The sequence below is a fragment of the Streptomyces sp. NPDC055632 genome (assembly GCF_053618675.1).
Map to the genome: position 1 here is coordinate 118,762 of NZ_JBSHHY010000003.1, position 25,079 is coordinate 143,840.

Consider the following 25,079-nt stretch of genomic DNA (forward strand, 5'->3'; position numbering starts at 1 on the left):
GGACAGAATCGAGCTGTGAGCCGGACCGCACGGTCCCGGCTCGCTCGCGGGAAGGGCCGTGCGCTCGTTCGCGGGACGGGCGCGCACCCGTCCGGGACGGGCGCGTACCCGCTCGCGGGAAGGGCCGTGTACGGGAGCCGGACGCGGGAAGCCGCGTGCGGAGAGGCCCGTGCGCGGGACGGACGGGGGACGACGGGAGGCGGCACACGTGAGGACAGCGACACTGGGACCGGCCGAGCGCGTCGAGGCGCTCGCCGCCATGGCCGAGCGCGAGCTGGACGTGCTGGTCGTCGGCGCCGGAGTGGTCGGCGCGGGAACGGCCCTCGACGCCGTCACGAGAGGACTCTCCACCGGCATCGTCGAGGCCCGCGACTGGGCCTCGGGCACCTCCAGCCGGTCCAGCAAGCTCATCCACGGCGGCCTGCGCTACCTGGAGATGCTGGACTTCGCCCTGGTCCGGGAGGCGCTCAAGGAGCGCGGACTCCTCCTGGAGCGGCTCGCCCCCCACCTGGTGAAGCCGGTCCCCTTCCTGTACCCCCTCCAGCACAAGGGCTGGGAGCGGTTCTACGCCGGATCGGGCGTCGCGCTGTACGACGCGATGTCGCTCTCCTCCGGGCACGGCCGGGGCCTCCCCGCCCACCGGCACCTCTCCCGGCAGGGCGCCCTGCGCGTCGCCCCCTGCCTCAAGAAGGACGCCCTCGTCGGCGCCCTCCAGTACTACGACGCCCAGATGGACGACGCCCGCTTCGTCACCACCCTCGTGCGCACGGCCGCCTCCTACGGCGCGCACGCCGCGAGCCGGGCCCGCGTCGTCGGCTTCCTGCGCGAGGGCGAGCGGGTCGTCGGCGCGCGCGTCCAGGACGTCGAGGCCGGGGCCGAGTACGAGATCCGGGCCAAGCAGGTCGTCAACGCCACCGGCGTGTGGACCGACGACACCCAGGCCCTCATCGGGGAGCGCGGCCAGTTCCACGTCCGCGCCTCCAAGGGCATCCACCTCGTCGTGCCCAAGGACCGCATCCACTCCACCACCGGCCTGATCCTGCGCACCGAGAAGTCCGTCCTCTTCGTGATCCCCTGGGGACGCCACTGGATCGTCGGCACCACCGACACCGACTGGGACCTCGACAAGGCCCACCCGGCCGCCTCCAGCGCCGACATCGACTACCTCCTGGAGCACGTGAACACCGTGCTCGCCACCCCGCTCACCCGCGACGACGTCGAGGGCGTCTACGCGGGCCTGCGCCCCCTGCTCGCCGGCGAGTCGGAGGCCACCAGCAAGCTCTCGCGCGAACACACCGTCGCCCACCCGCTCCCCGGCCTGGTCGTGGTGGCCGGCGGCAAGTACACGACGTACCGCGTGATGGCGAAGGACGCCGTCGACGAGGCGGTCCACGGCCTCGACCAGCGCGTCGCCCCCTGCGTCACCGAGGACACCCCGCTCCTCGGCGCCGAGGGCTACCGGGCCCTGTGGAACGCGCGGGCCGGGATCGCCGCCCGGCACGGACTGCACGTCGTGCGGGTCGAGCACCTCCTCAACCGGTACGGCTCCCTGACGCAGCAGCTCCTCGACCTGATCGCCGAGGACCCCCGGCTCGGCGAACCCCTCCCGGCGGCCGACGACTACCTGCGCGCCGAGATCGTCTACGCCGCCTCGCACGAGGGCGCGCGCCACCTCGACGACGTCCTCACCCGGCGGACCCGGATCTCCATCGAGACCTTCGACCGGGGCACGCGCAGCGCCCGCGAGTGCGCGGAGCTGATGGCCCCGGTCCTCGGCTGGGACGCCCGCCAGATCGACAAGGAGGTCGAGCACTACGAGAAGCGGGTGGAGGCCGAGCGCGAGTCGCAGCGCCAGCCCGACGACCTGACGGCGGACGCGGCGCGGCTGGGGGCGCCGGACATCGTGCCCATCTGACCACGACCGGATCCGACCGCGAGTGAACGTCCGTGTCCGTATGCCCGCGCCTGAACGCCCGCGTCCGAACGCCGGTATCCGTACGGCTGTGGACAACTGACGGAACGTCCGGTCCCGCGGGGCGTCCGGGTCGTCCGCATACCGGCGGGAACCTCGGAGGGGTGCGGCGGCGTCGTCATCCCGGAGTACGGACCCGGGGGCGCCGCCGGTCCCGAGGTGAGGGACAATGGGCTCTCTTCCAGGGCGGGTTAACGCATCACGCGGGAAGCGGCAGACGCGGCGAAGACCAGGGATCGCAGAGGGGACGCATGTCGGAGGCGGAGCAGTCGCGGGACACGGCGAAGGACCCCGGGCGGGACGCCGCCGCGGGGGCCGCGACCGACGGCGACCGAGGAACGGTCCCGGCCGCGCGTGAGCCGGAGCGGGACGCGAAGGACGCGCAGGTCGGACGGGGTGCGCAGCCCACGGAGGACGGCGCGGAGCCGGGACCGGGCGGCGGGGCCGCCCCGGACGCCGGTGCCGGTGACGGGCCGGCCCCGGACGGCGGTTCGGCTTCGGACGCCGGGTCGGCCGCGGACGCGGTGTCCGGTTCGGGCGCCGAGTCCGGTTCGGGTGGCGCGTCGGGTTCGAGCGGTGCGGGCGGGAAGTCCGCTTCGGGTGGCTCGGGTGGCTCGGGTGGCTCGGGTGGCTCGGGCGTTTCGGTCGTGAAGGGCCACGGGGATCCGCGGTCTGACGGCGCGACGGTTTCCGGAGCGGGTGACGGCGGTGCCGACGCGGCCGGACGGCTGCGGGGGACCGAGCCGTCGACCGGACGGGCCGGGTTCGGCGCCGGGGACGGCGACGGCGGAAGCGGTCGCGGGACGGCCGCGACCGGCGCTGCGCGCGGCGGCGACAGGCTCCGCAAGGCCCCCGCCGGCGAAGGACGGCTGCTCGCCGGGCGCTACCGGCTCGGCGCGGTCCTCGGCCGCGGCGGCATGGGCACCGTGTGGCGCGCCGTCGACGAGACCCTCGGCCGCACCGTCGCCGTCAAGGAACTCCGCTTCCCCAGCAGCATCGACGAGGACGAGAAGCGCCGCCTCATCACCCGGACCCTGCGCGAGGCGAAGGCCATCGCCCGGATCCGCAACAACGGCGCCGTCACCGTCTACGACGTCGTCGACGAGGACGACCGCCCGTGGATCGTCATGGAGCTCATCGAGGGCAAGTCCCTCGCGGACGCCGTGCGCGAGGACGGCACGCTCACGCCCCGGCGCGCCGCCGAGGTCGGCCTCGCCATCCTCGACGTGCTGCGCTCGGCCCACCGCGAGGGCATCCTGCACCGCGACGTGAAGCCGTCCAACGTGCTGATCGCCGAGGACGGCCGGGTCGTCCTCACCGACTTCGGCATCGCCCAGGTGGAGGGCGACCCCTCGATCACCTCCACCGGCATGCTCGTCGGCGCCCCCTCGTACATCTCGCCGGAGCGCGCCCGCGGCCACAAGCCCGGCCCGGCCGCCGACATGTGGTCGCTCGGCGGCCTCATCTACGCGGCGGTCGAGGGCAGCCCGCCGTACGACAAGGGCTCCGCCATCGCCACCCTCACGGCGGTGATGACCGAGCCCGTCGACCCGCCGAAGAACGCGGGCCCCGACCTGGAGAAGGTCATCTACGGCCTCCTCGCCAAGGACCCGGCGCAGCGCCTCGACGACGCCGGCGCCCGGGTCCTGCTGCGGGCCGTGCTCGACGCCCCGGAGGCGGCGCCCGCGCCCTCCCCCGAGGTCACCAGGGTCGTACCGCTGCCGCCGAGCCCCGAGCAGGCGCCGGCGGCCCGGGCGGCCGACCGGGCCGGAGCCCCCGACGCGGCCGCGGACCGGGTGCGGGGCGCCCTGAAGTCCGTGCGCAACGCGGCGGCCTCCGCGAAGGCCGAGCCGAGGCCGAGGACCGTGCCGGTCCAGGGCGGCGGCAGGCAGACCCCGGCCCGCGCGCCGCTGACCGACGTCGTACCGCGCCGCACCCTCGTCATCATCGCCGCGGTCGTGGTCGTCGCCCTGCTCGGGACGATCCTGGCGGTCTCCCTCGGCGGCGGAGGGGACGAGGGCGACCAGGGCAAGGGCAAGGAGGGCACCACGGCCTCGGCCGGCGCCTCGGCGGGCGGAGAGTCCAACGGTTCGGGCGGCTCCGACGGCGGCAAGGGCCAGGGCTCGGCCGACCCCGGCCAGCAGGGCGGCGCGCAGCCCGGCGACAACGGCTCGGCGGGCACGGACGGCGCGACGGGTGCGCCGGGTTCGACGGGGACGACCGACGGCGGGAACGGCGCCACGCCGTCCGGCAAGCCCGGCGGCGGCACCGGTACCCAACTGCCCGCCGGGTACGCCCTCGTCACCAGCGACCGCTTCCACTTCTCCATGGCGATGCCGTCGACGTTCAAGCTGAGCACCATCCCGGGGTACTCCCTCGGCGGGATCTTCAGCGAGAACGGCGGCTTCCCGCGCGTCCAGGTCGACTACAACAACAGCCCGAAGGACAACGCCGCGAGCGCCTGGGAGCTGGCCAAGGTCGGCGTGGCCGCCACCAGCAAGGACTACAAGCACCTCGGCATACGGCCCGTCTCCTACAAGGGGTACCCGACCGTCGCCGACTGGGAGTTCGAGCGCACCCAGAAGGGCGTGCGCGTCCACGTGCTCAACCGCGGCTTCAAGGCGGACTCCGCGCGGGGCTACTCCATCATGATCAGCTGCAAGGCGGACGAGTGGAACGGCGAGGAGTGCCGGACCCTGCGGGAGACGGCGTTCGCCACGTTCAGCCCCAAGGACTGACCGGTGCCCCGTATCGTGGGGAACCGGGTGTCGTACGCAATCGAACAGAGCCGTTGACCGCACGGCCCCGGACCGGACCGACCGGACCCGACGGACTCGCGTGATCCCGCACGTTCCGGGGTACCCGCGGGTCCACGGGGGACAGCGCGGGCGTGGGGAGGCGTCGTGGACGACTACGCGGGAAGGGTGCTCGCGGACCGCTACCGTCTGCCGCTGCCGCCGGAGGACGGGTCCGGGGACGGACACGACCTGACGGAGACGCGGGCCTTCGACACGTACAGCGGCCAGGAGGTGCTGGTCCGTCAGGTCCCGCTGCCGGAGTTCGTCGACGCCGAGGTGCTCGACGGCCCCGGTCCCGGAGGCCCCGGCGGCCCCGCCGGCCTCCACGGCGGCGCGGGGCGGGCCACCCGCCGGCCCGCCGAACCGGTCGTGCGCCGGGCGATCGAGGCGGCCCAGGCCGCCGCCCAGATCCCCGACCACCCCTTACTGGACCAGGTCTTCGACGTCTTCGCGGAGGCCGGTTCGCTGTGGATAGTCAGCGAACGCGTACCGGCCCGCCCGCTGGCCGCGCTCCTCGCCGAACGGCCGCTCAACCCGTACCGGGCGGCCGAGATCGGCGCCGACGTCCTCACCGCCCTGCGCGCCCTCCACGCCCACGGCTGGGTGCACCGGAACATCACCTCCCGGACCGTACTCGTCTGCGACGACGGCCGGGTGGTCCTCTCGGGCCTCGCGGTGGGCGCCGCCGAGGAGGCCCTGTGCGGCTACGCGCCGGTACCGGAACAGGACCTGCCCGACGAGTTCGCGCACCCGGGGCCCTCCTCGTCGTACGAGACGGAGGAGACCGCTCCGGAGACGTACGAACCGGGGGTGTACGAGGCCGAGACGTACGAGCCTGAGGCGTACGGGGACGGGACGTACGGATCCGGGGCGTACGAGGCCGAGGACTACGGGCCGGAGACGGACGAAACCGAGGCGCGCGGGGACGGGACGCGTGGGACCGGGACCGAGACGTACGGGACCGGTGCGTACGCCCTTGAGACGTACACGCCGGGCACGTACGCGCCGGAGACGTACGTGCCCGAGGTGTACGCGCCCGAGCCGTACGAGCCGGAGGCGTACGCGCCCGAAGGGCCCGCGCCCGCCGAGGAGTACGGCCCCGCCCCGTACGGGTCCGGAACATACGGATCAGGGGCTTACGGGTCGGGGGAGTACGGGTCGGGGGAGTACGGCCCCGATGCGTACGAGCCCGATCCATACGGCCCCGAGACGTACGGCTCCGAGGAGCACCGGCCCGGGCAGCACCCTCCCGAGCCGCACCGTCCCGAGCCGTACGCGCTGGAGGCCCCCGAGGGGGCGGGGCAGGGCGATGACGCGCCGGGCGACGGACCGGACGAAGCGGCGCCGGACGAGAGGCCCGGACCCGGCCCCGACGCCTACGGTGCCGACCCCTACGGGAAGTCGGCGCCGGCCCCCTCCGGGCCGCGGCCCCCGGTCACGCCGCCGACCGCCGACGTACGGGCCGCGCGGGCCGGTGCCATCGCCGCCTACCGGGCCGGCGCGCGGGCCGCCGCCCGGCTCGGCGAGACGGGGGCGCTGCCCGTGCAGCGTCCCGCGCCCCCGGAGCCGCAGGGCCCGCCCCCGCCGCCCCCGCCGCCGCCGACGGCACCGGCGGCCGGTTCGCCCGAGCCGCAGTGGTGGGCGCGGGTGGCGGATGACGACGAGGACGACGAGGACGACGGCGACGAGCCGTACGGCGACGGCCCCCGGAACGGTCCGCCGCCGCGCGCGATGCTGACCGGAAGCTGGAGCGACGGCCCGCACGCCGCGCGGGACGGCTCCGGGCCGATACCGGCCGGGGGCGGTTCGGTGCTGCCCGGTTCGGGGCGCCCGGCGCTGCCCGCCGGATACCGGGCGGCGGCCCCGGACCCCGACCGCCTTCCGGTCCCCGCCGGTGTCCCGGAGCCCCGGCGGGGGGAGGCGGCGGTCCCGGCCGAGTCGTACCGGGGCCCGACCACGCGCCTCGCCGCGGAGCGGGCCCGCCAGACCCGGATCGCGGTCGTCGGCGCCGTCACCGAGCGCTGGGCGCCCGAGCAGGCCGGTCCCGTCCACGAGAACTGGCGCCTCGCGGCGCCCATCGGCCCGGCCACCGACCTGTGGGCGCTCGGCGCGCTCCTCTACCGGGCCGTCCAGGGCCACGCCCCCTATCCGGAGGACAGCGCGGTCGAGCTGGTCCAGCTCGTCTGCGCCGAGCCGCCCGCCTTCGCCGAGGAGAGCGGGCCCCTGCGCCCGGTCGTGGAGTCGCTGCTCCGTCAGGACCCGACCGAGCGGCCCGACTTCGAGGAGCTGCGCGGCTGGCTGCGCTCCCTCGTCCGCTCGGCGCCGGAGCCGGACGCCGGTGTCGGCGTCGTACCGCTGCCGTCCTTCGACGAGACCCGGCTGCCGATCGTGCGCCGGCGCGGCGAGCTGGTGCGCCGACGGCGCAAGGGGGAGGGCGCGGGCCGCCGTCGCCACAAGCGCGGCAAGGACCCGCGCGCGGCGGCCGGGTACGGGGCCGAACGCGCGCACGTCCACGAGCACGCGCGCGTACGGGACGATTTCCGCGAGGAGGCCGACGCCGGATACCACGAGGAGCTTCCGCAGCGCGCCCCGCGCGCGCCCCGGCCCCCGCGCGCCCCTTCCGGCTCCTCGGGCTCCCCGCGCGCCCTGGGGCGCACGCTCCTGATCCTGATCTTCCTCCTGCTCGCGGGGGCCGTCGCGTACGCCGTCCTCTTCATGCCGCGCGAGGGGGAGGCGCCCGCCGGGCAGGGCAGGCCCACGGCCGGTCCGACCCCCGGCACCACCGCGCCGGGCACGGGCGGCGGCACTCCGGAGCCGACCGGCGGCACCCCCTCCACGGCCGGCCCCTCCGCGACCACCCCACCGGCCACGACCCGGCCCCCGGCGGACCCGTCGGCCCCCGCGCTCGCCGCCGGGTACGCCCTGCGCCAGGACCCGGAAGGGTTCCGGATCGGGGTGCCGGACGGCTGGCGGCGCAGCCCGGTCAACGACTCCGGGCAAGTGCGCTACACGGGCGGCGACTTCACGATGATCGTGGTCCCCGGCCGGGACAGCGTGAAGGACAACGGCTCCGACCCGCTGGTGTACCAGAACGCCAGGGAGCGCGAGCTGGAGCCGTGGCGGGCGTCCAGTTGGTCCGGTGCGGAGCGGACGCTCCGGGTCGACATCGGCAGCACGGCGACGGCCACGGGCAGTTACTGGTGGCTGGACGGCACGGGGCGCGAGGTGTTCGTCCGCAACCTCGCCCTGATCGACGGCGGCCGCTACCACGTCGTCCAGGTCATCGGCCCGTACACCGAGCGGGACAAGGTCTCCGAGATCTACGACGAGGCCACGAAGGCGTTCCGCCCCGGCCGCTGAACCCGGACCGGTCCACCGGCCCCCGGTCACAGTGCTGTTCCTATGACCGCCCCGAGGTTTCGCGGTCCGTGCTCCCCTCCGTAACCTGGCGTCAGAAGGAACGGGCGGGGGCAAGTGGAACATTCACAGGGCACAGGGGCGGGGCTGCTGCTCGCCGGACGCTACCGGCTGGGCGAGTCCATCGGCCGCGGCGGGATGGGCAAGGTCTGGCGCGCGCACGACGAGGTGCTGCACCGCGTGGTGGCGGTGAAGGAGCTGACGGCGGGCCGGTTCGTCGCCGAGGCCGACCGGCTCGTGCTGCACGCCCGTACGCAGAAGGAGGCGCGGGCGGCCGCGCGGATCACGCACCCGGGCGTGGTGACCGTCCACGACGTGCTCGAACACGACGACCGCCCGTGGATCGTCATGCAGTACGTCGACGGGCCCTCACTCGCCGACGCCGCCAAGGAGACGGGCAGCATCGAGCCGCGCGAGGCGGCCAGGATCGGGCTGCACGTCCTCGGCGCGCTGCGCGCCGCGCACGCGGCCGGAGTGCTGCACCGGGACGTCAAGCCGGGCAACATCCTGCTCGCGCGCGACGGGCGCGTCCTCATCACCGACTTCGGGATCGCGGCGATCGAGGGGGACTCGACGATCACCCGGACCGGTGAAATCGTCGGCTCCATCGACTATCTGGCGCCCGAGCGGGTGAAGGGCGGCGATCCGGGCCCCGCCTCCGACCTCTGGTCGCTCGGGGCCACGCTCTACACGGCGGTGGAGGGCACCTCGCCGTTCCGCCGCACCTCCCCGATCAGCACCATGCAGGCCGTGGTGACCGAGGAGCCGCCGCACCCGGAGAAGGCCGGGGCGCTGGCCCCCGTCATCGTGGCCCTGCTGCGCAAGGACCCGGAGCAGCGGCCGCGCGCGGACGAGGTCGGGCGGATGCTCCTGGAGGCGATGGAGGGGCGCGCGTCGGCGTCGGCGCAGGCGTACGTACCGACCCAGCGGGTGACCAGGGAGGACCTGGACCCGGCGGAGGACCCGGGCGACCGGAACGCGCGGACCGGCGAGGCGGGCACGGCGGACCGGCCGGACCAGGCGCATCAGCCGCACCCGGCGCACCCGGCGCACCCGGCCGACCGGCCGGACCGGACGCAGCACCGGCCCGAGCCGGGGACCTCGGGGGCCGCCCCGCGCGGCTCCACCGCCCAGTGGCCCCAGCCGCCCCGAAGCCTCCCGCAGTCCCCGCAGTCCCGGCCGCCCCTGGTCTCCCCGCCGTCCCCGTCGTCCCCCACCCTGGTGCCGGGCCCCGCCCATCCGCCGTCCGGCCGGGGCCGCCGGCGCACCGTCGTCCTCGCGGCCCTGCTCGCCGGACTCGTCGCGGGCGGCGCCGTCTTCGCCGCCATGAACTACGCGGGCGGCGACCGCGGCACCGGCGCCACGGGGGGAACGGCCACCGCCACGGCCCCGACCCCCTCGGCCGGGGGCGACGGGAAGGCCGGGAAGGCCGGGATTCCGGCCGGCTGGCACCGCGTCGACGACCCGGAGGGCTTCAGCCTCCTCGTCCCGGACGGCTGGAAGCGCCAGACGGAGGGCGACCAGATCGACTACACCCCGGACAACGGCAACCACCGCATCCGGATCAGCATCGACCGCAGCCCCGACTTCGAGAACCCGTACATGCACGCGCTCGACCTGGAGCGCGTGCTGGCGAAGCGGATGGACTACGCCCGGATCAAGCTCCTCCCGACCACCTACCGCGACCAGACCCTCTCCTGCCTGTGGGAGTTCACCTGGACGGAGAGGAAGACCTTCCCGGGGCCCCGGCGCGCGATCGACCAGATGTACTACGGCGACGACGGCACCGAGTACGCCATCTACATGTCCTCGCCGGAGTCGAGCTGGGAGACCACCCGGGAGCAGTTCGACATCGTCCTCCGGCACTGGCGGGAAGCGGGGGAGCAGGGAGGGGAGCAGGCGGGCGGGTAAAGGGCGGAAAAATCTCCGTGACCGGCCCCCGGCAGCCGTAAGCCGCTGATCAGGGCTTATGTGCCAGTGATCGCTGGCGCTATGTGCACCCCCGGTGAAAACGCGTTACCGACGGGTACCCAAAGGGCGGACGGCGGCTTACGCTCGCCCTCATGACGGACTCGCAGGCCCCCGCCGCCCCTTCGGCTCCCGACGCCACCGCCCCCGACGCGCCCGCCGCCCCGGCCGGGGCGACCAATCCGGTCGCGCCCGCGCCCGCCGGTGTCCGGACCGCCGCCGACGTCGTGACGCCCGACCTGGTCGCCCGGTTCTCCCGCGGCGTGGTCGGCTCCGGCCGGACCGCCAACCACACCCCCTTCACCGGGGAGAAGCTGGCGGACCTGCCCGAGTCCACCCCCGAGGACGTCGCCGAGGCCTTCGCCCGCGCCCGCGCCGCCCAGCCGGTCTGGGCCGCGACGCCGGTACGGGCCCGCGCCGCCGTGCTCCTCCGCTTCCACGACCTGGTCCTCGAACGGCAGGCCGAGGTCCTCGACCTCATCCAGCTGGAGACGGGCAAGGCGCGCCTGCACGCCCACGAGGAGGTCATGGCGGTCGCCGTCGCCGCCCGCCACTACGGCCGCAAGGCCTCCTCCTACCTGCGCCCCCGCCACCACACCGGCGTCGTGCCGACCCTCACCAAGGTCACCGAACTGCGCCAGCCGCGCGGGGTCGTCGGCCAGATCGCCCCCTGGAACTACCCGCTCGAACTCTCCGTCGGCGACGCGCTGCCCGCCTTCGTCTCGGGCAACGCCGTCGTCATGAAGCCCGACACCGAGACCGCGCTCACCGCCCTGTGGGCCCGTGACCTGCTTATCGAGGCCGGACTGCCCGCCGAGGTCTTCCAGGTCGTCCTCGGCGAGGGCCCGGTCGTCGGTCCCGAGGTCGTCCGGCACGCCGACTACGTCTCCTTCACCGGCTCGACCCGCACCGGCCGCGAGGTCGCGCAGGGCGCCGCCGCCCGCCTCGTCGGCGTCTCCCTCGAACTCGGCGGCAAGAACGCCATGCTCGTCCTGGCGGACGCCGACGTCGAGAAGGCCGCCGCCGGCGCCGTCCGCGCCTGCTTCTCCTCCGCCGGCCAGCTCTGCATCTCCATCGAGCGCCTGTACGTGCACGAGTCCGTCGCCGACGACTTCGTCGCCCGGTTCGCCGCCCGCACCAAGGCGATGCGGCTCGGCACCTCCCTCGCGTACGGGGCCGACATGGGCTCCCTCGTCGGCGAGCGGCAGCTGGAGACCGTCAAGCAGCACGTCGAGGAGGCCGTCGCCAAGGGCGCCAGGCTGGTCGCGGGCGGCGTCGCCCGCCCCGACGTCGGCCCCCTCTTCTACGAGCCGACCATCCTCGACGGCGTCGAGGCCCCGATGGCCGTCTGCAACGAGGAGACCTTCGGCCCGGTCGTCTCCATCTACCGCTTCACGGACGAGGACGAGGTCGTCGAGCTCGCCAACGCCACCCCGTACGGCCTCAACTCCTCAGTCTGGACGAAGGACTCGCGGCGCGGCCACGCCGTCGCGGCCCGGCTGCGCACCGGCACCGTCAACATCAACGAGGGGTACGCGCCCGCGTACGGCAGCGTGCAGTCCCCGATGGGCGGCATGAAGGACTCCGGGCTCGGCCGCCGCCACGGCTCCGAGGGCATCCTCAAGTACACCGAGGCCCAGACCGTCGCCCAGCAGCGGCTGATCCCGCTCGCGCCCTCCTTCGGGATGGACGACGAGAAGTACGCGGCGTTCATGAGCCTGTCCCTGAAGGCGATGAAGGCCCTGCGCCTGCGCTGAGGCCTCCGGGCCCCCGCTCGCGGCGGGGGCCCGCGCCCCTCCCCCTTCCACCCCTTTCCGTACTCCGTACGAGGAGAGCCATGACCGCGGTACCCCCTACCCAAAATCAGGAGCAGGCGGAGGACGGCGCGTACGACTACGACGTCCTCGTCGTCGGCTCCGGCTTCGGCGGTTCGGTCACGGCCCTCCGCCTCACCGAGAAGGGCTACCGGGTCGGCGTCCTGGAGGCCGGGCGCCGCTTCACCCGCGAGACCCTGCCGAAGAACTCCTGGGACCTGAAGAACTTCCTGTGGGCCCCCGCCCTCGGCCTCTACGGGCTCCAGCGCATCCACCTGCTCGGCAACGTCATGGTGCTCGCGGGCGCCGGCGTGGGCGGCGGCTCCCTCAACTACGCCAACACCCTCTACGTACCGCTCAAGGCGTTCTTCGACGACCCGCAGTGGAAGGACATCACGGACTGGGAGGACGAGCTGCGGCCGTACTACGACCAGGCCAAGCGGATGCTGGGCGTCCGGCTCAACCCGACGATGACCCCCTCCGACGTGCACCTGAAGTCGGCCGCCGAGGCGATGGGCATCGGCGACACCTTCCACATGGCGCCGGTCGGCGTCTTCTTCGGGGACGGCGAGGACGCCGACGGCAAGGCGCGGACCAAGCCGGGCGGCGAGGTCCCCGACCCGTACTTCGGCGGCGCGGGCCCCTCCCGGCGCGCCTGCGCCGAGTGCGGCGAGTGCATGACCGGCTGCCGCCACGGCGCCAAGAACACCCTCAACGAGAACTACCTCCACCTCGCCGAGAAGGCGGGCGCGACCGTCCACCCCATGACGACCGTCGTCACCGTCACCGAGGACTCGCGCGGCGGCTTCGCCGTGAAGACCCTGCCCACCGACAACCGGAAGAAGGGGAAGGGCCGCACGTTCACCGCCCGCCGGGTCGTGATCGCCGCCGGCACGTACGGCACGCAGACCCTGCTCCACCGGATGAAGGACACCGGCCTGCTGCCCCGGATCTCCGACCGGCTCGGCGAGCTGACCCGCACCAACTCCGAGGGCCTGGTCGGCGCGCAGACCACCGACCGCCGCTACCGGAAGAAGCACGGCAGGGAGAAGGCCGACTTCACCCGGGGCGTCGCCATCACCTCCTCCGTCCACCCCGACGAGAACACCCACATCGAGCCGGTCCGGTACGGCAGGGGCTCCAACTCGATGGGCAGCCTCACCGTCCTCCAGGTGCCCTACGGCGCCCACCGGGTGCGCAACTGGTTCCTCAACATGCTCCGGCACCCCACGCTCGCCGCCCGCTCCCTCTCCAACCGGAAGTGGTCGGAGCGGACCATCATCGGCCTGGTCATGCAGTCCCTCGACAACTCCCTGACGACCTACCGCAAGCCCGGCGGCCTCGGAAAGGGCCTGCTCACGGCCCGCCAGGGCCACGGCGCCCCGAACCCGGTCCAGATCCCGGCGGCCACCCGGGCCGCCTCCCTCCTCGCCGAGGAGATCAACGGCTTCGCGGGCTCCAACGTCGGCGAACTGATGGGCACCCCGCTCACCGCGCACTTCCTGGGCGGCTGCCCGATCGGCGCGGACTCCGGGTCCGGCGTCATCGACCCGTACCACCGGCTCTTCGGCCACCCGGGGATCTCCGTCGTCGACGGGGCGGCCGTCTCCGCCAACCTCGGCGTGAACCCGTCCCTGACGATCACCGCCCAGGCGGAGCGGGCCATGTCCTTCTGGCCGAACAAGGGCGAGGAGGACACGCGCCCGGAGCAGGGGGAGGGGTACGTACGGCTCGCGGCGATCGAGCCGAAGTCCCCCGCGGTCCCGGCCGAGGCCTTCGGCGCGCTGCGCCTGCCGTTCCTGGGGATGCCGAAGATCCCGTCGAGGACCACGCCGGAGGTCCCGCTGGAGGTCCCGTCCAAGCAGGAGTGACGCGGGCCCCGGGCCGGGACGACAGAAAGGGCGCTGCATCCCCCTCCGAATGCAGCGCCCTTCCGGCTTTTTTGTGGTGCTGCATGGTTGACCCGCGATCCCCGCGATGGGTTGTAGCGGTTGCACGGGATCTTCGTGTGACGCGCGTCACGTCACGGAGGGGCGGGCGTACGCACGAGGGCCCCGTGCCGCGATTCCGGTCGCGGCACGGGGCCCTCGGGGGTCGGCACCGGTGCCGGGGAAGCCGCGGTGTCGAACGGAGCGGCGCCGGGGGCTGCGCCGCTGGGGGAGGGGAACGGAGTGGGGGGAACTGGGGGACGGGGTCTTCACGGGTCTTCGCGACGGTGCCGGGGCCGCGGGAACGCGGCCGGATGAGCCGGTTGCGGTCGGCCCCGGGCGTCCCCGGGACCGACCGCCCTTTCTGGGTGACCGGACCGCTGTCCCCTGCTGCCCGGTCACACGCGCTGGTGCGAGGTCCCACGACGTACCGGAGAGGTACGCCACACGCCCCAGCGAAGCCACGCGTGGTTTTCTTCGGGCCCGCCCCTGGCTGGCACGGACAACCGGACCAACGAAGCCGGCGCGGGGCCGGTCACGCGCCGTACGGGTGAGAGCGGGTCCGAACTCGGGTGCGGGCACCCACTCAGATGCGTCCCCGGCACGGCTCGGACACGTCCCGGCATCGCTCGGACACGTCCCGCACAGCTCGGACACGTCCCGGCACGGCTCAGGCGCGTCCTGGTGCAGCTCAGATGCGTCCCCGGCACAGCTCCAGCATCGTCATCGCGAGCGCCGTGCCCGGCTTGCCGAGGGCGTCCCTGTAGTGGCCGAGGACCTCCATCTCGCGGTTCAGGTTCACCCGGCGGCCGCCGGAGGAGATCCGCGCCTCCTGGATGACGGCCGAGACGGCCATCCGTTCCTGGATGAGACCGATGATCCGGTCGTCGAGCGCGTCGATGCGCTCGCGCGAGTCGCCGATCAGCGCCGCCGCCTCGTCGGTGCGGGCGCCGGTCTTCTCGGTGGTGGCGGTGTGTGCCGTCGTGGCGATGCGCGTCGTCGTGGCGGTGTGCGTCGTCATGGCAGGGCTCCTGTGTGAGGTCGGACGCCCTGGAGCGACATGGCCCGGAGCCAAGCAGAACGCCCCGGGCCTTGTCGGCCCGGGGCGCCTGGGAAGTCGCTTGTCAGTTGCTCAAGCAGCACGACCATGGCAGCCGGTGGGCCGGTTGCCATAGGTAAAGACGAAGGTCTGGTGCTTGCGCATGGCGACAGTATGGACCCCGGCCCGGGCCCGGGGCCAAACCGGGTTCGGATGGTGAGACGAAAAGTCCGACCGGCGCGCCGGTAGAATCGACAAATAGCACCCCTTTCGAGGGACCCCCTCCTACCGCCGGAAGGCCGCCGTAGTGTCATCAGCGACCCCCGCTGCCGCGCCCGACGTCACCAACCCGGACGTAGTCCTCGTTGTCGACTTCGGCGCCCAGTACGCCCAGCTCATCGCCCGCCGCGTCCGTGAGGCCCGGGTCTACAGCGAGATCGTCCCGTCCACCATGCCGGTGGCCGAGATGCTGGCCAGGAACCCGAAGGCGATCATCCTCTCCGGCGGCCCGTCCTCCGTGTACGCGGAGAACGCCCCCCGCCTCGACCGCGCGCTCTTCGAGGCCGGCGTCCCCGTCTTCGGCATGTGCTACGGCTTCCAGCTCATGGCGACGACCCTCGGCGGCACCGTCGACAACACCGGCGCCCGCGAGTACGGCCGCACCCCGCTGCACGTCTCCAAGGCCGGCTCCACCCTCTTCGAGGGCACCCCGGTCGAGCAGTCGGTGTGGATGTCGCACGGCGACGCCTGCTCCGCCGCCCCCGAGGGCTTCACCGTCACCGCCTCCACGGACGTCGTGCCGGTCGCCGCCTTCGAGAACGACGAGAAGAAGCTCTACGGCGTCCAGTACCACCCCGAGGTGCTGCACTCCACGCACGGCCAGCAGATCCTGGAGCACTTCCTCTACCGGGGCGCCGGCATCGAGCCGAGCTGGACCACCGGCAACGTGATCGAGGAGCAGGTCGCGGCCATCCGTGCCCAGGTCGGCGACAAGCGCGCCGTCTGCGGCCTCTCCGGCGGCGTCGACTCCGCCGTGGCCGCCGCGCTCGTGCAGAGGGCCATCGGCTCGCAGCTCACCTGCGTGTACGTCGACCACGGCCTCATGCGCAAGGGCGAGACCGAGCAGGTCGAGAAGGACTTCGTCGCCTCCACCGGCGTCAACCTCAAGGTCGTCGACGCGCAGGAGCGGTTCCTCACCGCCCTCGCCGGCGTCTCCGACCCGGAGACCAAGCGGAAGATCATCGGCCGCGAGTTCATCCGCGTCTTCGAGCAGGCGCAGCTGGAGATCCTCCAGGAGGAGGGACCCGAGGTCGCGTTCCTCGTCCAGGGCACGCTCTACCCGGACATCGTCGAGTCCGGCGGCGGCACCGGCACCGCCAACATCAAGTCCCACCACAACGTCGGCGGCCTGCCCGACGACATCGAGTTCGAACTCGTCGAGCCGCTGCGCCAGCTCTTCAAGGACGAGGTCCGCATGGTCGGCCAGGAGCTCGGCCTGCCCGAGGAGATCGTCCAGCGCCAGCCCTTCCCCGGCCCCGGCCTCGGCATCCGCATCGTCGGTGAGGTCACCAAGGAGCGCCTGGACCTGCTGCGCGAGGCCGACGCCATCGCCCGCGAGGAGCTGACCGCCGCCGGTCTCGACCGCGACATCTGGCAGTGCCCGGTCGTCCTGCTCGCCGACGTGCGCTCCGTGGGCGTCCAGGGCGACGGCCGCACCTACGGTCACCCGATCGTGCTGCGTCCCGTCTCCTCCGAGGACGCCATGACGGCCGACTGGTCGCGCCTGCCCTACGAGGTGCTCGCCAAGATCTCGACCCGCATCACCAACGAGGTCGCCGACGTCAACCGCGTCGTCCTCGACGTCACCAGCAAGCCGCCGGGCACCATCGAGTGGGAGTGACCGCTCCCCTGTGCGCGTGAGGAGGCCGCCGCCCCGGACGACCGGGCCGGCGGCTTCGTCGTTCCCGCCACCGCCACCGCTGTTGCCGCCACCGCCGCCACTGTCTGTGGGCGCCTCGACGACCGGCCGCTCCGGCGCGTGATCGGCCGAGCGGGGCCCGAACTCCTGTCGTAACACCATCGCTTCACCCTTCTGTACGTCAATCCGACGACGCGACAATCACTCCTGGGTGTGATGCGCGCGGCCCTCCCGGGATCCCTCGGTACGGCACAATTCCGTGGGACCAGCGGCAAGTTGGCCCTCCACGCCACACCGGAACGCACCAGAACGCGTCGGTACGTGCCGTGGAGCGAGCGCGGAAGTGAGCACCGTGGCGGTTCAAGAGGCGAGACAGCACGGCGAGCACGCGACGGCCTGCGCCGGCTGCGCCCACTGCGGGCGGACCGGCCACCGGCGCGCGGTCGCCGCCTTCCTCGCCCGGCGCGACGAGCTCGCCGCCGGCCACGGCGTCCCCGCCGCCGTCGCCCACTCCCCGGTCGCCGCCCGCCAGTGGGTCTCCGACGAACTCGCCCAGTCCGCCCGCGCGGTCACCGCCCACGGCCGGGCGGCCGGGCCCGCCCGGCTCGACCAGGTCCGGCGCGGCGGCCTCCGCGCCGTCTGGGGCGCCGTCCTCGTCCTCCTCCTCGGCCAGGCCCTCACCGCCGTCGGAGCCGGCTGGACCGGCGCCCGCACGGCCGGCCTCTGCACCGCCCTGGTCCTCGCCGCCCTCCTCAGCGCCGCCGCCCACACCCACCGGGCGCGCGGCGGCCTCCTCGCACCCCTGACCGGCGAGGACAACCGACTCTCCACCACCCGCGCCGTCGCCGCCGCCTGGCTCCTGCTCCTCTCCTTCTCCCTCCTCTTCCTGGCCGCCCGGTTCCTGCTCCTCCGATCACCGGCCGGTACTGGTCCCGGTACTGGTACCGGGACCGTGGCCGGGACCGGTGCTGCGGTCACGGTCCCGGCCGCGACCGCCTTCGGCCTGACCCGGGCCGCCGGCCTGCTCACCGTCCTGGCCCTGGTGGCGGCCGTCACCGTCACCGCCCGCCTCGTCGTCACCACCGGGATCGCGGCGGGCCGCCTCCAGAAGGTGCGCGCCGACCGCCCGCGCGCCGCCGACCTGCTCTGCGACGACAGCGGCCGGGCCTGCCTCGCCGACGTCCAGTACCTCCTGGTCTCCGGCACCGTCCTCCTCCTCGCGGCCGTCGGCCTCGCCCGCGACCCCGCCCGCCTCCCCGAGGTCCCCTGGTCCCTCGTGCTCCTCCTCGGCGTCTCGGCGGCCTGGCACCTCGCCGCGAAGCGCACGGAGGGCGTCCGCCCCACGATCCACTCCGTGGTCCGGTCCCGGGAGGCGGGCGACCTCGACGCCCCGATCCGCACGGGCGACGACATCGAGATCCGCGGCCGCGGCTTCGTCCCGCCGGGCGCAGGCGCCCCCGATCCGCTGACCCGCCTCGTCGTCCGCATCGGCCCCGTCCACGCCCACGTCCCCCTGGTCCCGGTCCCGGGCGGCTTCGCCAACCCCACCGACACCTCCCTGACCGTCCCCCTCCCGGCGGACGTGGAGCCGGGCCGGGCGGAGGTCTCGGTCGTGACGGCGGCGGGCGTGGAGACCAACCGGGTCACGATCGACGTCGTGGACTGACCGTCCGGCCCCTTCCCCGCGCCCCCGGGCCGCCGCTCGGAGGAGAATCGTTCCGCGAGCAGCCGTACGGGGCGTGAGAGGTGACCGACGATGACGGGACAGACGGACCGGACGGGCCAGGGCGACGACAGGACTCCGGGCAGGGCCGGTGGCGGCGACGGTGATCCCGGCGGCAGCGGCGGTGGCTCCGGCGGCGGTGGTGGCTTCGGTCGTGGTGACGGCTTCGGCCGTGGTGAGGGTGGTCCCGGCAGCGGTGACAGGGGCCCCGGCCGTGACGGTGGCTTCGGTCGTGGTGACGGCTTCGGCCGTGGTCACGGTGGTCCCGGCGGTGAGGCCGACGGAACCGGTGCCTGGAAGGCCTTCGCCTCCCGCTACGCCCTCCTTCCCCTGCGGATCTTCCTCGGGATCACGTTCGTCTACGCCGGGCTCGACAAGCTCACCGACTCCGCCTTCTTCGCCGACACCGGCAGCGGGTCCCTCGGGGAGACGATGCGCGGCGTCCGGGACGTCTCCGCCATCCCCGCTCTCGTCGACCTCGCCCTCAAGAACCCCGCCGGCTTCGGGTACGCCATCGCCTTCGGCGAGCTCGCCGTCGGACTCGGGACCCTCTTCGGCCTCTTCGCCCGGGTGGCGGCGCTCGGAGGCGCGCTGATCTCGCTGAGCCTCTGGCTGACCGTGAGCTGGCAGGTGTCGCCGTACTACCTCGGCAACGACCTCGTCTACCTGATGGCCTGGCTGCCGCTGCTGCTCGCCGGGGCCTCGGTGCTCTCGCTGGACCGGCTCCTCGCCGAACGGCGCCGTATTCGATAGGAGACCCAGGTCGCGACCGCGGCCGTGCCCAGGCCGCCGCAGAGGACGGGGACCACCGCGTACCAGGCGGCCGTCCAGGCCCCGGCCGCGTCGCCCGCGTACAGGGCCGCCACGGCGAGGGCGGTGAGGCCGACGACGAGCCGGCCGGGGCGGAACTCATGAAGCAGCACGGATGACCTCCACCTGTCCGAGCGCGACCTCCAGGGAGAGGTCCAGGGTGCCCGCCGGGACGGTCCCGGCCGGCGGTGCGAGCGTGCGGGTCTCCCTGCGGTCCGGCGCGATGTCGATGTCGCCGGGCGGCTGCCCCGGCAGTCGCAGGTCGCCCAGCGACACCTTGGCGTTCAGCTTCACGACCGCGTCCTTCGGGACGATCACCTCGAGCTGCCCTGCACCCACCTCGGCACGAGTGGTGACCGTCGTGCCGACGGGGAGCGGGAGGCGCGACAGATCGAGCGTGCCGACCCCGCTGCCCAGCTCGTAGTGCGGCTGCACGGCGGCGACCGACGCGGGCGCCCAGGTCTCGCGGACCCAGTCCGTGGTGATCCGGTCGGGCAGCGCCGTGGTCAGGGCGAGCACGCCCGCCGTGAGCACGGTCATGAAGACCGTGCCGAACCCGGTCCGTCCGAGGAAACTGCTGACGACCAACCCCAGGCCGAACACCGCGAGGGCGGCGGTCAGACCGATCTGCAGACTGGTGCCGAGCGGCTCGGTCTCCCAGGTCAGGCCCGTGCCGAGGCCGGCCGCCACCATCGCGAGCAGGAAGACGAGACCGCTGATGGAGAGCGGACTCTTCCGGACGGAGGGCGTCGGACGGCCGGGCGCCGGGGCCGGGGGACCCCACTGGCTGCCGGGCTTCGGCACCTCGCCGTTGACCTTGCCCTCCTCGTCCAGCACGCCGTGCGGACCCCACATGTAGCCGATGGCCACCCTGCCCGTCGAGCCGTCCTTGACTATCGGGTCCTTCCACCAGGAGGTGTACTCGATCAGCGGCGGGGCCTTCGTCTCGGGCGGGGCCTCGGCGACCGCGAGCGCCGCCGCCGTGTCCGTCCTGCCCTCGGTCTCGACCGCGCCCGTCTGTCTCCGCCGCGACCAGACCGCCGCCCCGCACGCCACGAACGCCACCAGCAGCGAGGAGCCCAGCATCGATCCGCTGCGCAGCATCGACAGGAAGACCCCGCAGCCGATCAGCGCCATCAGCAGGGCCGCGAGGGAGGAGCCGGAGACGCGGCCGGTCAGCAGCCTGCGCCCCTCGTTGTCCTCCTCGCCCGCGAGCGGGATCAGCAGCCACGCGAAGCCGTAGAAGATCAGCCCGAAGCCGCCCGTCACCGCCAGCACGCCGACCACGACGCGGAAGACCACCGGGTCGAGGTCGAAGTACCGGCCGAGACCGCCGCAGACACCGCCCACGACCTTGCTTCCGCGCGAGCGCCGCAGGGGCGCGGCGGACGCGGCGGAAGCGGCCTCCGCCGGCGGCGGGGCCTCGTGCTGCGAAGGCGTCGAACTCGTCATGCCTCCATGGTGACGGCCCGTGACGCCGTGCGGCACCGGGGACGACCCTGGCCCGACCCTGATATTCGGAGAGCCCTCCTCCCCGAGGCCGTACCAGGGAAGATCTCAGGGCCGACCCTGATGTCCCGGGCGGGCCGGACGTGTGACGATCGCTGCATGTCCGCATCCGCTCGTGTCACCGAGACCGACGAACCGCCCCTGCGCAGGCTCTATCGAAGCGCCGACGGGCGGTGGCTCGGCGGTGTCGCACGCGGTCTCGCGGGACACCTCGGACTGCCGGTCGTCTGGGTGCGCACGGCGTTCGCGGTCCTTGCCATGGCGGACGGCCTCGGCGCCGTGCTCTACGCGGTCTTCTGGATCGTCGTCCCGCTCGGCGTCGGCGGACGGACCGCCCCGCGCCCCGTCTTCGAGACCACTCCGGACGGGCGCCGCAGGCTGCGCAAGCCCGACCGGGGCCAGGTCTTCGCCCTGGCCGCGCTCGCCGTGAGCCTCGCGGTCGTCGCCGGGAACGCCAGCTTCGACGCCGAGACGGGACGGTACGTCTGGCCCGCCATCCTCACCGGCATCGGTCTCGCCGTCTTCTGGCGCCAGGCGGACAACGCCCGCCGGGCGAGCTGGACCGACCCCGGCCGGCACAGACGCGCGTTCCAGCTCGCCCGCGGCCTCGTCGGCGTCGCCCTGGTCGGCACGGGCCTCGCGGTCTTCGTGGTGGTCCGCGGCTCCGTCGCCCAGCTCGGCACGGCCCTCACCGCCGCCGTCGCCGTCCTCACCGGCATCGTGCTGCTCGCCGGCCCCTGGCTGGTCCGCATGTCGCAGGACCTCACGGAGGAGCGGACCATGCGCATCCGCGCCCAGGAGCGCGCCGAGGTCGCGGCCCACGTCCACGACTCGGTGCTGCACACCCTCACCCTGATCCAGCGCAACGCCGACGACCCGGGCGAGGTGCGCCGGCTCGCCCGCGCCCAGGAGCGGGAGTTGCGGAACTGGCTCTACAAGCCGGAGGGCACCGGCAGGGACGAGGAGCCCGAGACCCTCGCGGAGGCGGTGAAGAGAGCCGCGGCCGAGGTCGAGGACAAGCACGGCGTCCCGCTGGAGGTGGTCGTCGTCGGCGACTGCCCCCTCGACGAGGGACTGGTCGCGCAGATACAGGCCGCGCGCGAGGCGATGGTCAACGCCGCCAAGTACGGTGGCGAGGGAGGGGCGGTGCAGGTGTTCGCGGAGGTGGACGGCCGCACGGTCTTCGTCTCGGTGCGGGACCGGGGGCCGGGCTTCGACCTGGACGACGTGCCGGAGGACCGGATGGGCGTACGAGAATCGATCATCGGTCGGATGCAGCGCAACGGCGGTACGGCCCGGCTGCGGTCACCGCAGGGCGGCGGCACCGAAGTGGAGCTCGAGATGGAGAGGGCGGACGGATGAGCGACGAGACCGGGGCAGCGACCGGGAGCGGGGCGGACGCGGGGGCGGCGCCGGGTGCCGGGCGCCGGGTGCGGGTGGTGCTCGTCGACGACCACCGCATGTTCCGCACCGGGGTGCAGGCCGAGATCGGCCGGACCGAGGTCACCGGCGTCGAGGTGGTCGGCGAGGCCGCCGACGTCGACCAGGCGGTCACGGTCATCACCGCGACCCGTCCCGAGGTCGTCCTGCTCGACGTGCACCTCCCGGGCGGCGGCGGGGTCGAGGTGCTGCGGCGCTGCGCGAGCCTGCTCGGCGCGCCCGAGGACCCGGTCCGCTTCCTGGCCCTTTCGGTGTCGGACGCGGCCGAGGACGTGATCGGGGTGATCCGGGGCGGGGCCCGCGGCTACGTCACCAAGACGATCACCGGCACCGACCTGGTCGACTCGATCTTCCGGGTCCAGGAGGGGGACGCCGTCTTCTCCCCCCGGCTCGCCGGCTTCGTCCTGGACGCCTTCGCCTCGACGGACGCGCCCCCGGTGGACGAGGACCTGGACCGGCTCACCCAGCGGGAGCGGGAGGTGCTGCGGCTGATCGCCCGCGGCTACGCGTACAAGGAGATCGCCAAGCAGCTCTACATCTCGGTGAAGACGGTCGAGTCGCACGTCTCGGCGGTCCTGCGGAAGCTCCAGCTCTCCAACCGCCACGAGCTGACCCGCTGGGCCACCGCCCGCCGCTTGGTCTGAGCCCCCGGCCCGGCCTGCGGTCTACGACGATGCCCCCCGTTTCCCGTCCCCCGTCCCTCGTCCCCGGTCCACGATCCCTGGCCCACGACCCGTGGCCCCCGCGCCGGGGCCGGAGACAGGGCCGGGGCCGGTTCCCGCGCCGGGCCCAGGCCGTCAGCTCACGCGGGTGGCTCCGGCGAAGGGCATCTCGTCGATCGGGGCGACCCGGATCGGGGCGCCCGGGCGGGGGGCGTGGATCATCTGGCCGCCGCCGATGTAGAGCCCGACGTGGCTGATCCCGGAGTAGAAGAAGACCAGGTCACCGGGGGTGAGCTGGGAGCGGGAGACCCGCTTGCCGGCGTTGATCTGGGTGTACGTCGTGCGGGGCAGGGAGACGCCGGCCGCGCGCCAGGCAGCCTGGGTGAGGCCCGAGCAGTCGTACCCGGACGGGCCCGTCGCCCCCCACACGTACGGCTTGCCGAGCTGGGCGCGGGCGAAGGAGACGGCCTGGGCGGCCCGGGAGTTCGGGGCGCCCACCGGTCCGCGCGCGCTGCCGGAGGAGCGGTCGGCCCGCGCGGGGGCCGAGGTGTCGGCCGGGTTCGTTCCGGCCGCCCGCGCCGAGGGGCCGGGGGCGTTCCGGGCGGCGGTGGCGGCCTCGTACCGGGCCCGTTCCTCGGTGGTCAGCCGGGCGAGCAGGGTCCTGGCCGCCTCCAGTCTGCCGAGGACGGTCGCCTTCTGCCGCCGCAGTTCGGCCTCGTGCCCGCGCAGGACGGCCAGCCGGTCCGCCGACTCGCCGCGCAGCTGCCCGATCGCGCCGAGTTCGCGCCGTACGGTCCGGATCGCGGCGGCCTGCCGGTCGCCGGCCTTCTCGGCGAACGCGGCCCGTGCCAGGTACTGGTCCGGGTCGGAGGTGAGGGCGAGCCGCAGCGCCGGGTCGAGCCCTCCGGAGCGGTACTGGGCGGCGGCCACGGCCCCGAGGGCGTCCCGCGCGTCGTTGAGGCGCTGGGTCCTGCGGGCGGCCTCGTCGCGCAGCCGGTCGAAGGCGCCGCGCGCCGCGTCCGCCTTCTCCTTCGCCCCGTTGTACCGCTCGGTCGCGACCTCGGCCTCCTCGTAGAGCCGGTCGACCTGCGCCCTGACCTGGGCGGTGGTGGGCCGGGGGTCCGCGTGTCCGGACCCTTCGAAGAGCGTCGCCGTCGCCGCCGAGGCGAGGGCGAGGGTGGCGGCGGTGCGGACCGCCTGACCGCCGAGGAGGGACTGGGTGGACTTTCGGTGCGCTGCCACGAGGGCGGTTCACATCCTCTTCCCTGGGGGACGGTGTGCGCCGGGCCGGCGGCGGTCCGCACAGGGGGACGGGCCGCCGCCGGTTTTCTCGGCGGGGGTGACCGACGACCGCCGACCTGCCGGCGGTGGTGGGGAGCCGGTCACCTGGTGGAGGACGCTAGGCCCGGGGTCACGCCCGGATGACGGGATGACCGCTATTGGCGCCAGTTGACGGGGGAGGGACCGAACTCTTTCGCCGGGTGACGGGGTGCGGCCCTTCCGGCGGGCGTACGAACGTATCGACGTACGGATGTGTCGACGTACGGATGTACGGGCTGTGCGGGCGTATCGCCGTGTCTCCGTATCGGTGCACGGGTGTATCGGCGTACGGACGCGCGGGCGGTCGAAGGGGTGGGACGGGCGGGACCCGCCCGGAAGGGGGTCGCGGAGGCCCGGTTAGGCTCCGCCCCATGGACGTACTCATCAATGTCTTCGTCGCCCTGCACATCATCGGTATCGCCTCCCTCCTCGGCGGCTTCCTCACCCAGATGAAGGCGATGGGCGCCGGTACGGCCCGCTTCAGCCCCGCGATGCTGCACGGCGCGCTGACCATGCTGGTCACGGGCGTCGCGCTCGTCGGCCTGAACCAGGCCGACGACCAGACCGTGAACAACCTCAAGATCGGCATCAAGCTGGCGATCCTCGTCGTGATCCTCGGCCTCGTCTACGTCAAGCGGGACGACGAGAAGGTCGACAAGGGCCTCTTCGCCGCCGTCGGCGGCCTGACCACGGCGAACATCTTCATCGCGACCCTCTGGACCTGAGTCCCGGTTCCGGATCCGAGCCGCCCCGGCCAGGTC

General features: G+C 74.0%; 15 protein-coding genes and 1 pseudogene. 12 read left to right on the forward strand and 4 right to left on the reverse strand.

The features are described from left to right. Nucleotides 1-208: 208 nt before the first annotated feature. The 6 genes from ACWGSR_RS05805 to ACWGSR_RS05830 all read left to right on the forward strand — a co-directional run bounded on the left by ACWGSR_RS05805 (nt 209) and on the right by ACWGSR_RS05830 (nt 13,840). Entirely contained in the window at nt 209-1,915 is a 1,707-nt protein-coding gene (locus ACWGSR_RS05805; protein ID WP_376232340.1) for a glycerol-3-phosphate dehydrogenase/oxidase, read from the forward strand. 308 nt (nt 1,916-2,223) lie between these two features. After that, complete coding sequence (locus ACWGSR_RS05810; protein ID WP_453563784.1) at nt 2,224-4,710, forward strand: serine/threonine-protein kinase; 2,487 nt, start codon at nt 2,224-2,226, stop codon at nt 4,708-4,710. 165 nt (nt 4,711-4,875) lie between these two features. After that, a complete protein-coding gene (locus tag ACWGSR_RS05815) occupies nt 4,876-8,130 on the forward strand; it encodes a protein kinase (protein WP_453563786.1) in 3,255 nt (1,084 codons plus the stop codon). A 114-nt stretch (nt 8,131-8,244) separates the two neighbouring features. Next, complete coding sequence (locus ACWGSR_RS05820) at nt 8,245-10,098, forward strand: serine/threonine-protein kinase (protein WP_453563789.1); 1,854 nt, start codon at nt 8,245-8,247, stop codon at nt 10,096-10,098. Nucleotides 10,099-10,250: 152 nt separating this feature from the next. Beyond that, a complete protein-coding gene (locus ACWGSR_RS05825; protein ID WP_376232333.1) occupies nt 10,251-11,912 on the forward strand; it encodes a succinic semialdehyde dehydrogenase in 1,662 nt (553 codons plus the stop codon). 80 nt (nt 11,913-11,992) lie between these two features. Continuing rightward, the gene (locus tag ACWGSR_RS05830) at nt 11,993-13,840 is read left to right on the forward strand and encodes a GMC family oxidoreductase N-terminal domain-containing protein (RefSeq protein WP_453563792.1); all 1,848 of its coding nucleotides are present in this window, start codon (nt 11,993-11,995) and stop codon (nt 13,838-13,840) included. Between the two features lie 748 nt (nt 13,841-14,588). On the opposite strand, the gene ACWGSR_RS05835 is transcribed toward ACWGSR_RS05830, so the two are convergent. After that, nucleotides 14,589-14,918 (reverse strand): chorismate mutase, encoded by a 330-nt coding sequence (locus ACWGSR_RS05835; RefSeq protein WP_376232330.1) that lies wholly within the window; start codon nt 14,916-14,918, stop codon nt 14,589-14,591. Nucleotides 14,919-15,243: 325 nt separating this feature from the next. Here ACWGSR_RS05835 and guaA point away from each other — a divergent pair, with 325 nt between their 5' ends. The 3 genes and pseudogenes from guaA to ACWGSR_RS05850 all read left to right on the forward strand — a co-directional run. Further along, nucleotides 15,244-16,836: a glutamine-hydrolyzing GMP synthase gene (gene guaA / locus ACWGSR_RS05840; protein WP_376232329.1), complete on the forward strand. Its 1,593-nt coding sequence runs from the start codon at nt 15,244-15,246 to the stop codon at nt 16,834-16,836. 370 nt (nt 16,837-17,206) lie between these two features. Beyond that, the gene (locus tag ACWGSR_RS05845) at nt 17,207-18,520 is read left to right on the forward strand and encodes a hypothetical protein (protein ID WP_453564198.1); all 1,314 of its coding nucleotides are present in this window, start codon (nt 17,207-17,209) and stop codon (nt 18,518-18,520) included. Nucleotides 18,521-18,859: 339 nt separating this feature from the next. After that, a pseudogene (locus tag ACWGSR_RS05850) lies at nt 18,860-19,330 on the forward strand (DoxX family protein); the annotation flags it as partial. Here ACWGSR_RS05850 and ACWGSR_RS05855 read toward each other — a convergent pair. Together ACWGSR_RS05855 and ACWGSR_RS05860 are read right to left on the reverse strand one after the other, a co-directional pair. Next, a complete protein-coding gene (locus ACWGSR_RS05855) occupies nt 19,240-19,500 on the reverse strand; it encodes a hypothetical protein (RefSeq protein ID WP_376232327.1) in 261 nt (86 codons plus the stop codon). The pseudogene ACWGSR_RS05850 and the gene ACWGSR_RS05855 overlap by 91 nt on opposite strands. Then, the gene (locus ACWGSR_RS05860) at nt 19,487-20,839 is read right to left on the reverse strand and encodes a PspC domain-containing protein (protein WP_376232325.1); all 1,353 of its coding nucleotides are present in this window, start codon (nt 20,837-20,839) and stop codon (nt 19,487-19,489) included. The genes ACWGSR_RS05855 and ACWGSR_RS05860 overlap by 14 nt, the downstream gene beginning before the upstream one ends. Nucleotides 20,840-20,995: 156 nt before the next feature. Between ACWGSR_RS05860 and ACWGSR_RS05865 the strand changes: the two genes are divergently transcribed. Beyond that, the gene (locus tag ACWGSR_RS05865) at nt 20,996-22,258 is read left to right on the forward strand and encodes a PspC domain-containing protein (protein ID WP_376232323.1); all 1,263 of its coding nucleotides are present in this window, start codon (nt 20,996-20,998) and stop codon (nt 22,256-22,258) included. After that, nucleotides 22,255-22,980 (forward strand): response regulator transcription factor, encoded by a 726-nt coding sequence (locus ACWGSR_RS05870; RefSeq protein WP_366371120.1) that lies wholly within the window; start codon nt 22,255-22,257, stop codon nt 22,978-22,980. Before ACWGSR_RS05865 ends, ACWGSR_RS05870 begins: the two co-directional genes overlap by 4 nt. Before the next feature lie 153 nt (nt 22,981-23,133). Here the strand turns inward: ACWGSR_RS05870 and ACWGSR_RS05875 are convergent, their stop codons facing one another. Beyond that, a complete protein-coding gene (locus tag ACWGSR_RS05875) occupies nt 23,134-24,240 on the reverse strand; it encodes an NlpC/P60 family protein (protein ID WP_453563796.1) in 1,107 nt (368 codons plus the stop codon). Nucleotides 24,241-24,689: 449 nt separating this feature from the next. Between ACWGSR_RS05875 and ACWGSR_RS05880 the strand changes: the two genes are divergently transcribed. Continuing rightward, entirely contained in the window at nt 24,690-25,043 is a 354-nt protein-coding gene (locus ACWGSR_RS05880; RefSeq protein ID WP_376232319.1) for a hypothetical protein, read from the forward strand. Nucleotides 25,044-25,079 lie beyond the last annotated feature (36 nt).

Coding starts and splice junctions, on each gene's coding strand:
- ACWGSR_RS05830 (WP_453563792.1), top strand. CDS start 11,993: ATGACCGCGGTACCCCCTACCCAAAATCAGGAGCAGGCGGAGGACGGC.
- ACWGSR_RS05880 (WP_376232319.1), top strand. CDS start 24,690: ATGGACGTACTCATCAATGTCTTCGTCGCCCTGCACATCATCGGTATC.
- ACWGSR_RS05810 (WP_453563784.1), top strand. CDS start 2,224: ATGTCGGAGGCGGAGCAGTCGCGGGACACGGCGAAGGACCCCGGGCGG.
- ACWGSR_RS05860 (WP_376232325.1), bottom strand. CDS start 20,839: ATGACGAGTTCGACGCCTTCGCAGCACGAGGCCCCGCCGCCGGCGGAG.
- ACWGSR_RS05870 (WP_366371120.1), top strand. CDS start 22,255: ATGAGCGACGAGACCGGGGCAGCGACCGGGAGCGGGGCGGACGCGGGG.
- ACWGSR_RS05825 (WP_376232333.1), top strand. CDS start 10,251: ATGACGGACTCGCAGGCCCCCGCCGCCCCTTCGGCTCCCGACGCCACC.
- ACWGSR_RS05835 (WP_376232330.1), bottom strand. CDS start 14,918: ATGACGACGCACACCGCCACGACGACGCGCATCGCCACGACGGCACAC.
- ACWGSR_RS05865 (WP_376232323.1), top strand. CDS start 20,996: ATGTCCGCATCCGCTCGTGTCACCGAGACCGACGAACCGCCCCTGCGC.